At 64.4% G+C, this 11,600-nt stretch carries 9 protein-coding genes and 1 pseudogene; 2 read left to right on the top strand and 8 right to left on the bottom strand.

Annotated features, from left to right (window positions below):
* Nucleotides 1-224: 224 nt before the first annotated feature.
* The 7 genes from FG93_RS19845 to FG93_RS19815 all read right to left on the bottom strand — a co-directional run bounded on the left by FG93_RS19845 (nt 225) and on the right by FG93_RS19815 (nt 8,961).
* Complete coding sequence (locus FG93_RS19845; protein WP_043237416.1) at nt 225-1,295, bottom strand: ABC transporter ATP-binding protein; 1,071 nt, start codon at nt 1,293-1,295, stop codon at nt 225-227.
* A complete protein-coding gene (locus FG93_RS19840) occupies nt 1,292-2,284 on the bottom strand; it encodes an ABC transporter ATP-binding protein (protein ID WP_043237413.1) in 993 nt (330 codons plus the stop codon). Before FG93_RS19840 ends, FG93_RS19845 begins: the two co-directional genes overlap by 4 nt.
* The gene (locus FG93_RS19835) at nt 2,281-3,741 is read right to left on the bottom strand and encodes an amidohydrolase family protein (RefSeq protein WP_043237412.1); all 1,461 of its coding nucleotides are present in this window, start codon (nt 3,739-3,741) and stop codon (nt 2,281-2,283) included. Before FG93_RS19835 ends, FG93_RS19840 begins: the two co-directional genes overlap by 4 nt.
* A 118-nt stretch (nt 3,742-3,859) precedes the next feature.
* Complete coding sequence (locus tag FG93_RS19830; protein WP_043237410.1) at nt 3,860-5,449, bottom strand: ABC transporter substrate-binding protein; 1,590 nt, start codon at nt 5,447-5,449, stop codon at nt 3,860-3,862.
* Between the two features lie 27 nt (nt 5,450-5,476).
* A complete protein-coding gene (locus FG93_RS19825; RefSeq protein ID WP_043237408.1) occupies nt 5,477-6,385 on the bottom strand; it encodes an ABC transporter permease in 909 nt (302 codons plus the stop codon).
* Nucleotides 6,385-7,326 (bottom strand): ABC transporter permease, encoded by a 942-nt coding sequence (locus FG93_RS19820; protein WP_043237405.1) that lies wholly within the window; start codon nt 7,324-7,326, stop codon nt 6,385-6,387. The genes FG93_RS19825 and FG93_RS19820 overlap by 1 nt, the downstream gene beginning before the upstream one ends.
* Nucleotides 7,327-7,338: 12 nt before the next feature.
* Nucleotides 7,339-8,961, bottom strand: coding sequence for an amidohydrolase (locus FG93_RS19815; RefSeq protein ID WP_244448666.1), 1,623 nt, complete (start codon nt 8,959-8,961; stop codon nt 7,339-7,341).
* Between the two features lie 358 nt (nt 8,962-9,319).
* Here FG93_RS19815 and FG93_RS19810 point away from each other — a divergent pair, with 358 nt between their 5' ends.
* The gene (locus FG93_RS19810; RefSeq protein ID WP_043237399.1) at nt 9,320-9,898 is read left to right on the top strand and encodes a cupin domain-containing protein; all 579 of its coding nucleotides are present in this window, start codon (nt 9,320-9,322) and stop codon (nt 9,896-9,898) included.
* A gap of 152 nt (nt 9,899-10,050) precedes the next feature.
* Here the strand turns inward: FG93_RS19810 and FG93_RS19805 are convergent, their stop codons facing one another.
* Nucleotides 10,051-10,950 (bottom strand): HNH endonuclease, encoded by a 900-nt coding sequence (locus FG93_RS19805; protein ID WP_043237397.1) that lies wholly within the window; start codon nt 10,948-10,950, stop codon nt 10,051-10,053.
* Nucleotides 10,951-11,287: 337 nt separating this feature from the next.
* Between FG93_RS19805 and FG93_RS19800 the strand changes: the two are divergent.
* A pseudogene (locus FG93_RS19800) lies at nt 11,288-11,575 on the top strand (recombinase family protein); the annotation flags it as partial.
* Nucleotides 11,576-11,600: the final 25 nt, after the last annotated feature.

Below are 11,600 nucleotides of genomic sequence, written 5' to 3'. Positions count from 1 at the left end.
GACATACGAAAACAACGATCCCGTCCGTTCGTCCCCACCGCGCATCCAAATCAATCCTGTGGCCGCAACCCCACGGAATCATCACACCAACCAAAAAGCCAGCGCGTTTTTCAGCAGCCTGTTAGATCATCGGACCGGTCCGATGATCTAACCTTCTGTGTTTGCATCGGCTTTCCCGAAAACCGCAATCCACTTTCGGGCCGATGCTTTAGCCCGGGTCTCCGCTAATTCACCTGGCGCCGGCTCGCCTCATAGAGCGCGAGGCGCCTGCGCCGGCTGGGCGATTCCTCCCTGGCCGCGGCAGCGTGGCTGAAGATCGGCACCGACTCTGCAAAATGGCAGGCTGCGCTGTGTCCCGCGCCGACCGAACGCAGGTTCGGCACCTCCATGCGGCACCGCTCCTGCGCGAGGGGGCAGCGCGTATGGAACCGGCAGCCTGCGGGCGGATTGAGCGGGCTCGGGACATCGCCCCCCAGCACATTCCACCCCTCGCGCCTCGTCGGGTCCGGCTCCGGCGCCGCTGACAGCAGGGCCTGCGTGTAGGGATGGCGCGGATTGCCGTAGAGATCCTGCTTGCTCGCCAGTTCGACGACCTGCCCGAGATACATCACCGCCACGCGATCAGCCACGTGCTTCACGACGGCAAGGCCGTGGGAGATGAACAGATAGGCCAGGCCGAGTTCCTGCTGAAGATCCTTCAGCAGGTTGACGACCTGCGCCTGGATCGACACGTCGAGAGCCGAGACGGGTTCGTCGCAGACGATGAGCTTGGGAGACAGGGCCAGAGCCCGGGCAATGCCGATACGCTGGCGCTGGCCACCCGAGAACTCGTGCGGATAGCGCGCTGCATGATAGGGGGCGAGATCGACTCTGCGGAGCAGTTCCAGCACACGCGCCCGCCGCGAGGCCGCGGTGCCCTCGTTATGGACCAGCATGGGTTCGGCGATCAGCTCCTCCACCGTCATGCGCGGATTCAGGCTGGCATAGGGATCCTGGAAGACGATCTGCATGTTGCGACGCATGCTGCGCAGCGCCGCCCGATCGAGATGGGTGATGTCGCGCCCCTCAAACCGCACGCTTCCCGCCGTGGGTTCGATGAGGCGCATGGCAAGGCGCGCGGTGGTCGACTTGCCGCAACCACTTTCACCGACGATGGCCAGGGTTTCGCCAGGGTTGATCTGCAGGCTCACCCCGTCGACGGCGCGCACCGCACCCACCTGCTTCTTCCGGATCAGGCCCTTGTAGACGGGGTAGTGCTTGGTCACATCCTCGAGTTCGAGCAACGGCGCTGTCATACGAACTCCTCCAGCGGGGCCTTCCGACAGGCGACGAGATGGGTCGGGCCGATTTCCCCGAGCACCGGCATCTCCGCGCGGCAGCCATCATCCGCAAACGGACAGCGTGGATTGAAACGGCACCCTTGCGGCAACCGGAAGGGCGGGGGCACGACCCCGTCAATCGCGATGAGTCGCGCCACGTCCTGGTCCATGCGCGGCATCGAGCCCATCAGGCCGATCGTGTAAGGGTGCTGTGGATCGTGGAACACGTCCTTGACCGAGGCCCGCTCGACCACTTTGCCGGCATACATGACGGCCACGTCGTCGGCGACCTGGGCGACGACACCGAGGTCGTGGGTGATCAGGATCATCGACATGCCCGTCTCCTCCTGCAGCTCGCGCAGGAGCCTGAGAATCTGGGCCTGGATGGTGACGTCCAGCGCCGTGGTCGGCTCGTCCGCGATCAGCAGGGCCGGCTTGCAGGTCAGGGCCATGGCGATCATGACCCGCTGGCGCATGCCGCCCGACAGCTGATGCGGATACTCGTCGAAGCGTCGCTCGGGCGATGGAATGCGCACCCTGCGCAGCGCCTCGATCGCCTCGTCGCGCAGGTCGCGAGCAGAGGCCTTGCGATGCGCGCGCAGGGACTCGACCACCTGATACCCCACCGTGTGCACGGGGTTGAGGCTGGTCATCGGCTCCTGGAAGATCATGGCAATGCGGTTGCCACGAATGTCGCGCATCTCGCTCGGCGACAGCTTCAGGAGGTCGCGCCCTTCGAACAGGATCTCGCCGCCGGCATTGCGCCCCGGTGGCGGCACGAGGCCCATGATCGACAGAGACAGCATGCTCTTGCCGCAGCCGCTCTCACCCACGATACCGAGCGTCTTGCCCCGCTCGAGCGAGAGCGAAATGCCGTCGACCGCCCGCACCGTCCCGTTGAGCGTCTGAAAGGCCGTCGTCAGGTTGCGCAGCTCGATGATCGGCGTGGCCTTGGTCTGGCTCATGAGCGGGCCCCGGAAGCCCGTTGTCCGCCTTCGGGAAAGGTCAGCGGCGAGTAATCCGTCACCGGGCGGCCGGCCCAGTCATTCCTCGGAGCGGCCGCTTCGGTCCGCTTCTGGGCTTCGTGCAGGCGCCTGGCAGCCGCCGGATAGTCGAGCGTGAGACCCTCACCGCCGCTGACGACGAGCCGGCCATCGACATAGACGCGATCGACCGCGCGCTCGGCCGCCGCATAGATCAGGCTGCGAACGGGGTCGCGCCGCGGCTGCATCATGGGATGAGCGAGATCGACGAGCACGAGATCCGCCTTGCAGTCCACCTCGAGCCGTCCGATATCGCTGCGCCCCAGCGCACGAGCACCAGTGACCGTCGCAGCGTCGAACAGGTCTGTCGTGCTGAGCGTGCGCGGGCTCTCCGCCATCAGCCGCGCGACATAGGCCGCGTTGCGCATTTCCTCGAGCATGTTGTGCGGATAGGTGTCCGTCCCCAGGCCGATATTCACGCCCGCACGCCGATAGCGCCCGAAATCACGCAAGGCGATGCCCCGCCGCATGAACACGGTCGGGCAATGGGCCACCGTCGTGCCGGTCTGGGCCAGGAGATCGAGATCGCGCCGGCTGTGCCAGGCATTGCGCGGGTAGTCGTCGAGGAAGATGGCGTGACCGACGATGCTCGTCGAGCCGAGCACGTCGAGTTTCTCGAGCCACTGGATCGGCGAGACGCCGTGCCGCCGCGTGATCTCATGGAACTCGACCGTCGACTGCGCCGCATGGATCTGCCAGCGCAGCCCGCGTCGACCGGCCTCAGCGTAGCTTTCCTTGATCAGCCCCTCGCTGCAGGTGTCGATCTGAGCCGGGCATACCATGCCGAACAGCCGGCCCGAGGAGTGGGCCTCGGCCTTGGCGATGACGTCGAAGGCCTGCGCCATGGCATCGGCGCCGGCCTTCTCGTCCCATTCGTATTCGACGACATAGCCATTGCGCGTATGCCAGCGGGCCGAACGGAACATCGGAGCGAGGCAGACGCGCATGCCGCTCTGCGCCGCGAGGTCGAGCCAGTCGGGATGCGGCACCGACAGATCGGCGACCGTGGTCACGCCGGAGAGCAGCAGCTCGGAATAGGCGACGCGCACGCAATCCGGCACCGCCTCGGCATCCGGGCGCAGGATCGGCATGAACTCGTAAAGCGAGGAATTGTAGAGCGCCGGCGAACCGAGCTCATCCAGGAAGCCCTTGTTGAGGGGCTCGCTCGATGGATGCGAGTGAATATTGACGAGGCCGGGCATGACCATCCGCCCCTGCCCGTCGACAATCTCGTCCGCAGGGCCGTCATAGCGCTCGCCGACGAAAAGGATCTTGCCATCCTCGAAGGCGACGTCTGCGCCGTAGAGATAGACGTGACCGGCAGCCTGGGCATCCCAGGCCACGACGACATCCGCATTCCTGATGACAGTGATCGTCATGGCATCATCCGTAGAGAGAACAGAGAAGCCCCGGAGCGAGAATCCCGCGCAGGGGGCGCGCAATTCGATCGGAGCAGGAGATGCGGCGCGGGGTGTTCCCCGCGCCGCATCGAAGCCCTCAGCGCTTCAGCTTGATGTCGAGGCCCTTGTAGAGACCCGCGCCATAGACGCCGTGGGCGCGCACGCCTTCGACGCGATCGCCCGAGACAACCCAGAGCGGCTGCGAGACGAGTGGCACCCAGACATTGGCTTCGGTCAGCTGGGTCTGCACGGCGCCGATTGCCTGCTTGCGCTTGTCGGCATCGACGGCGGTCGCAGCGGCCTTCAGCATCTCGTCGGTCTTCGGATCCTTCCAGTTCATCCGGTTCGGCGTCGGCGCCTGGCGGCTGTTGAAGTAGAGGCTCAGGGCCTCGGTGGCCGTCACATAGGGATAGGCCATCACGAAGGCATCGAACTCCTGCGTGGCGAGCTTGCCCCAGGCCACCGTCGCATCCCAAAGCTGGATCTTCATGTCGACGCCGACCTTGCGCAAGTCGGCCTGCATGGCCTCGGTGATCCGCGGATTGACGTCGTTGCGGATGCCGTAGACCGTGAAGCTGGCCTTCTTGCCGTCCTTCTCGCGGATGCCGTCGGCACCGGCCTTCCAGCCGGCCGCGTCGAGGAGCTTGGCCGCCGCCGCCGGATCATATTTCGGCATCTTGGCGGCTGCGTCCTTGTCGAAGTCGAGGACGCTGGCATTGAGCAGGGCCGGCAGGGTCTGGCCCTTGCCGAAGAAGATCGCCTTCGCGATGGCGTCCTTGTTGACGGCCATGTTGACCGCCTCGCGGATCACGCCCTCGCTGGAGATGGGCTTGTCGACCTTGAAGCCCATGAAGATGTCGTAAATATAGTTGTTCTGCCGCTGCACCTGCATGCCGGGCATACGCTGCATCGTGTCGAGCGCGATATAGGGCATATAGTACGTGACGTCGGCCTGCTTGGCCTGGATCGCCGCCATCAGCGTATTCGACTCAGGGATGATCTTCCAGACGATCTCGTCGATCTGCGGCTTCGGATCCTTGTAGATCGGCGGCCCCCAGGTGTAGTGGGGGTTCTTCTTCATGACGAGTTCCTGCCGCGGGGTCCATTTCACCCAGCAATAGGGGCCCGTCGCGTTGAAGCCCTGAACACCGAAATTGGCGCCGAGCTTCTCGACCGCATTCTTGTCGACCACCGAAGCGAAGGACAGGCCGATCTGGAAGAGCAGGTCGCTATAGGGCTCCTTCAACTCGTAGACGACGGTCGCATCGCCCTCCGCGCGGATGTCCTTGACCAGACCACCGCGGAACGCGACCGGCGACTTGTTGGTCGGATCGGTCCAGCGCTTCAGGGAGTAGACGACATCCTCGGCCGTCATCGGGCGACCGTCGCAGAATTTCACATCCGTGCGCAGCTTGAACGTGTAGGTCGTGCCGTCCGCAGAGACGGTCCAGGATTCGGCGAGACCGGGCTTGATGGTCTTCATGTCGAAATCGACGCTGACCAGCGTGTCGGCCAGCATGTAGAGCGCCTCGGCCGCGGCAGTCGATGTCGAGCGGATCGGATCGTAATTGTCCGCGTCGATGACGCGCAGGATCGACAAGGGTGCCTTCTGCTGCGCCGAGACCGGCGCGGCGGTGGCCGCAATTGCAGCGGCGCTGCCGAGAAGCAGTGCGGTAAGCCTGTTCATATGAGGGAACCTCCGGAAATTCTGCGTCTATTTGCGCAGCTTGGGATCGAGTGCATCGCGCAGCGCGTCGCCGAGCACGTTGAAGGCCAGCACGACCACGAAGATGACCAGGCTTGGCAGGACGGAGACATGCGGCGCGAAGAACAGGAAGTTGCGGCCGTCCGCCGCCATCGCGCCGAGCTCTGCGGTCGGCGGCTGCGCACCAAGGCCGAGGAACGACAGGGCGGCGCCGAGCAGGATGACCTGGCCGAACCGCAGGGTGACGAAGACGAAGATCGCCGACAGGCAGTTCGGCAGCAGATATTTGAAGATGATGCGTGCGTCGCTCATGCCGAGCGACCGGGCGCTCTCGATATAGTCCTGCTGCAGCACGACGATGGCCGAGCCGCGCACGACACGCGCCATCAGCGGCACGGTCGCGATTGAAAGCGCGATGATCACTGCCGTGAGCCCGGGCCCGAAAATGGCTGCGATGGCCAGTCCGAACAGGATTGCCGGAAAGGACAGGAGCACGTCCATCAGGCGCATCAGCAGGCCCGACACCCGCGTGTAATAGGCCGCAACGAAGCCAACGAGACCACCGACGGCACAGCCGAAGACGACGGATGCGAACCCCATCAGCAATGTGGTGCGCAGGCCGAACAGCAGTCGCGTGATCATGTCACGCCCCTGCCCGTCCGTGCCGAGCAGGCCCACCTCGCCAGGCGCCTTCAGGGTATTGGCGAGGTCGCCGCCATAGGGATCCGACGGCGCAAGCCAGGGCGCGAGGATCGCCCCTGCAATCACCAGCACCACGAGCACCAGCGAGATGCAGGCTCCGACATCGCTGACGAGCATTCTCAGCACCGATGGTCGGCGGACGATGAAGTCCTCATTCGCCGGGCCTGGCAGCGGTTCCGCCTGCCCCTTCGCGAGCGTCTGTGTGATGGCGCTCATCAGACGCTCCTCACTCTCGGGTCGAGCACGGCATAGAGCACGTCCACGGCAAGGTTGATCAGGATGAAGCCGAGCGACAGCACGATGATGGTGCCCTGAGCCATCGGCAGATCGCTCGACAGGATCGCGCCGACGGCCAGCCGGCCGATCCCTGGCCAGCTGAAGACGGTTTCGGTGACGACGGCACCGCCGAGCAGGAACCCGATCTGCAGCCCGATCAGCGTCACCACCGGAACCAGCGCATTGCGCAGGGCATGCCGCATGACCACGGCCCGTTCGGTCAGCCCCTTGGCACGGGCCGTCCTGACATGGTCGGCCCCCAGCACGTCGAGCACCGAGCTGCGGGTCATGCGCGCGACGGGGCCGACGAAGACGCCGCCGAGCGTGACGGCGGGCAGGATGATCGCGAGAAACCCGTCCCAGGTCCAGAAGGGTCCCATCCGCCCGGTGAACGGCAGCAGCGGGTACTTGAAACCGAGCAGCCAGATCAGCGCCAACCCAAGGAAGAACACGGGCAGGGAGACGCCTGCGACCGACACCGCCATGATCGCACGATCGAGGATCGAGCCCCGGAAATAGGCCCCCACCGTGCCCATGGCGATGCCCAGCGGAATGGCCCAGATCAAGGACGCGACCATCAGCTCGAGCGTCGGCCCGATCGTGTTGCCGAGCTCCTGGACGACCGGCACATTGTTGATGATCGACACGCCGAGATCGCCCTGCAGCAACCGCCCGACATAGATCAGGAACTGCTTCCAGAGCGGCTGGTCGAGCCCGAGATCGCGGCGGATGGCCTCGACGATGTCCTGTGTGGCGGTTGGCCCCGCTCGCACCTGCGCCGGATCGGTCGGGACCACCTGCATGAGCAGGAAGCCCAGCAGAAGAACCCCCAACAAGACCGGCAGCGCGAGCAGCAGCCGTTGCAGCGTGTGCCGCAGCATTCCGGCGTCTCCCTACTGCGCTGCGGCCGCGAACTGGCCGAGCCGGTCATAGACCACCTCCCCGCCCAGCAGCGTCAGATCGCAGCGCGCATCCATCTCCACGGTCTCGACCGGAGCCGCGAAGATGTCGTGCGACAGCACTGCGATATCGGCAAGCTGCCCCGGCACGAGACGTCCCATGCGCTCCTCGGCGAACTGGGTATAGGCGCCGATGGCCGTATAGGCGTGGACGGCCTCCTCCATCGTCAGGCGTTCCGCCGCACCGATCACCGTATGGCGCTTGGTCTGGCGCGTGACCATCGTGAACAGGTTCTTGAACGGGTCGGTGGCGCAGACCGGCGCATCCGAGCTCGCAGCGGGATGCACACCGGCATCGAACCATTTGCGCATCGGATAGGAGGCGTCCGCCCGCTCCTGCCCGAGATTATGCACGTAGAGATCGCCGAACTCGTAGATGAACACCGGCTGCGGCACGGGATCGATCCCCGCTGCCGCCATCCGGGCGAGCTGGCCGTCCGTGAGGAAGCCACAATGCTCGATACGGTGACGGCGCCCGAGGATGGGCTGCTCGGCACTGTCCGCCTGCTCGATTCCCGACAGCACCTGCTCGATCGCGGCATCGCCGATCGCATGAATCGCGAGCTGATAGCCGAGCTTGTGATAATGCGCGAGGTAACCGTGCATGTCCTTGTCGGAATAGATGAAGATGCCACGGTTGTCGGGGTCGCCGACGCGATAGGGCTGGCTCATCGCCGCCGTCAGACCGCCGGCGCTGCCGTCACCGAACACTTTCATGGCGCCATAGCGCAGGAGACCGACCTCCCGCCCGAAACGGTATCCGGCGGCGTGCGCGGCATCGCCGATCCCGTCGGCATTGCCATAGATGCAGACCCAGGTCCGCACCGGCAGGCGGTTGCTGCGAGCCATCTCCTCATAGGCATCGATTTCCGCCATGCCGGCGAGCATGCCGACGCCGGCGTCCATCACGCTGGTGAAGCCCTGCGACAGCATGTAATGGCCCGCCTGTTCGATGGCCGTCGTCAATTCCGCGTGGCTGGGTTTTGGCATCGCCTCGACGATCAGGCGCATGGCGCTTTCGGCCAGGAGGCCGGTGAGCTTGTTGTCGCGCCGCTCGATCAGGCCACCGTCGGGGCTCGGCGTATTGTGGCCGATGCCGGCCTTGCGCATGGCCTGGCTGTTGACGACGCCGACATGGCCGCAGGTGCGCTTGATATAGACCGGATTGTCGGGCGCTACCGCGTCGAGTTCATCGGCGGTGGGGTGACGGCCCTCAGCCAGTTCATTGTGATCATAGCCGCGCCCGAGCACCCACTCGCCGGGCCTCTTCGTCCTGGCGACAGTCGCGACGCGGCGCAGGACCTCGTCGATGCTGCGCACGCCCTCTTCCGGCCGCAGATTGATCTCGTTCATGCTGACGCCGAGCGGCAGCAGATGCATATGCGCATCATTGAGGCCGGGGATCGCAACGCGCCCGGCGAGATCGATGACGCGCGTGCCCGCCCCCCTCAGGCTCGAGATCTCCTCAGCCGAACCGGCCGCGAGGACCTTGCCGTCCTTGACCGCCAAAGCCTCGACGAAACCTTCGGCCAGACCGCAGAAGATGCGGCCGTTCAACAAGACGGTGTCCGCTTGAATCATAACCTTACGCTCACAGCTGCATTGTAATGATTGATGCCACTGCGCGCGCAACTTGCCAAACGCAAGAAAACGCGCAGCGTAACGCAGATTTAGCGCACTAAATCCACGACGTTCAGCCCGGTCTGATAATGAATTATGCTCTAGGCAACGGTAGGGGGACGCAGAAACTCTTCCATCCTTGATATTTCCTCGGAGTCATTTTCTTATTGGATTGAGGCCAGCATTGCTCAGAATATTCAACAGCGCAAGGGGCGCTGAGCAGGCAGGCGCTGCATGCTGCGCTGATCAGGTCGCGGGCATTGCGTGATGAAACGAAGACGGGCGGAGACCGGTCATGAGTTTTGACGTGGGTGGAAGATTGAAGGAAATCAGGGCGTCTGCCGGGCTTTCACAGCGCGAACTGGCAGCCCGTTCGGGCGTGACGCACAGCCTGATCTCGCTCATCGAGCAGAATCGGAACAGTCCGTCGGTCGCGTCCTTGCGCAAGATCCTCGACGGCATCCCGATGTCGATGGTGAATTTCTTTGACGAGGAGCGCGTGCCGCGCGGCAAGGTGTTCTTCGATTCGGGCGACCTTCTGGACCTGACATCCCGCCTGCATCAGGTCAGTGGCGGCACTGGCGAGGGCCGCATGTCGTTCCGGCAGGTCGGCGACGCCAAGGCGCATAACCTGCAGATCCTGCACGAATCCTACGAGCCCGGCGCCGATACCGGCGTCACCATGCTGAAGCACGATTCGCATGAGGGCGGCGTGGTCCTGTCGGGAGAGCTCGAGATCACCGTCGGCGACCAGATCAAGATCCTCGCCGCCGGCGATGCCTATCTCTTCGACAGCCGCATCCCCCATCGCTTCCGCAATGTCGGCACCGCGCGCTGCGAGGTCGTGAGCGCCTGCACGCCGCCTTATCTTTGAGGCCTGGGCGCGATCGACCGCGCCTCGCCAGAGCAGGATCCAGGCTCAAGGTCGTGCTCAAACGCCTCTGCATGCCAAATCGGAATATCCCAGTCGCCGGGCAGCCGTAACGCCGATCGACCGAACAAGCGGAAGGCGGCTTGGCAATCTCGCTACTGCTTGAAGCAGGTCTCGCGGTGCCAATTGAGGAAGTGAGGATGCGGACGCTCAGCCAGCCGGGCGGGAGCAAACGCGCGGCCGGTTCTATTCACGAAGGCCCGGATGCCTTCAACATCGTTCGCATGTCGTGAGATCAGAATGTCCAGATTATCGGACAGGCTGATCAACCCGCGATCGAACATCCAATGCGCCGTTCCCGACAGCGCAAGCCCATTACTGACGATATCGGGACCGTTCGCCTCCACTGGGCGAATATGGGCGGCAGCGACCTCGGCACGACCGCCACCATTGATCAGCCTGAGCCCGGTGATGGCGCAGCGCTCACCATAGGCCCGCAGCACGGTTCGGCGAAATGCTCGATCGCGCACGATCCGCGTGAGCGCGATCGTCAACCTCTCGCGGGCTTGATCGAAAACAAACGGAGCCTGCTCTTCCGCAAATTCGGCGGCGGCGTTCGGGGCATCGCTTCGCGGCAGAAGCGGTTCCGTATCGTCGAGGCCCAGGGCGAGAACACGGTTGAAATCGGCTGACGAGATCGGCCGCACCGCGGCTTGTGCCCGCCCCGATAACCGGCCCTCGTCGTTCAGGACACCACGCTCGATCACGCCGCTCTCGTCAGCGAAGGGGACGGGATTGGCGAAGTCGAGATAGCTGCCAGGCTCGATCACCGCGATGAACATGGCTTGTGCAGTCGGATCGGGGATGACCTGCTGAACTTTGGCAATGGCAAAGTACCCGCGCGTATTCACCACCTTGCGCGGCTCGTAGTAGACGATCCAATCGCCAACGCAGGATTGAACACGACCGAGATACTGCCGCGGGAACTGATATCTCTCAGCCGGGCTGTCGTCGTAGATCGAATCGTGACGGTGGATGAAAACGCCGAACCCCATGACGCGTTGATAACGCGGTGTGACGCCCCGACGCCAGCCTCCTATCGGAAGCAGCGCGCGAAGAGCAGTGTTGCCGCCGGGCCTAAGCCCCGCAGCGCGTGTAAGCCACGAGCTTCGAGAGCTGACGCGGCCCCTCCGAAATGGGTGCGAGCACTCGTTTGTAGTCAGCCAAGCCCGTTATTCGCGACAAGACCTCGAACAGCTGTTCCGCCTCGCCCCGAAGCGTTCGTGCGCGGGCGGATCGCAACCGCAATTGCCTGCGACACACTCCCCGTTCACGTTCGCGGCGGCTGTTGCTCACTCCCACACACCGCCTTAGTTCCCCAGGACGCCAACTGGCCGGCTCATGCTCAACGTGCTCGGGAGCGTGGCACAGTCCGAGCGCGAGATCATGCTCGAGCGTCAGCGTGAGGGCATCGCCAAGGCTAAGCCGCAGGGAAAGTATAAGGGTCGAGCCCTGACCGCGCGGGCGAAGGAGACTCGGGTCGCAGAGTTGTCAGCGCAGGGCACCAGCCTGTCGGAGATCGCGAGGCGGCTGAGGATCGGGAAGGCAAGCGTCCATCGCATCCTGAAGGCGAGACGACCTGAAGCTCCCGCCGTGGTTTCCAGCGCAAGAGCGCAGTGACTGCACCAGTCCGGTAAGCGGGTGA

The sequence above is a fragment of the Allobosea sp. LC85 genome, from assembly GCF_000735605.1.
Lineage (GTDB): Bacteria > Pseudomonadota > Alphaproteobacteria > Rhizobiales > Beijerinckiaceae > Allobosea.
This window is presented reverse-complemented; position numbering and strand designations above follow the sequence as displayed.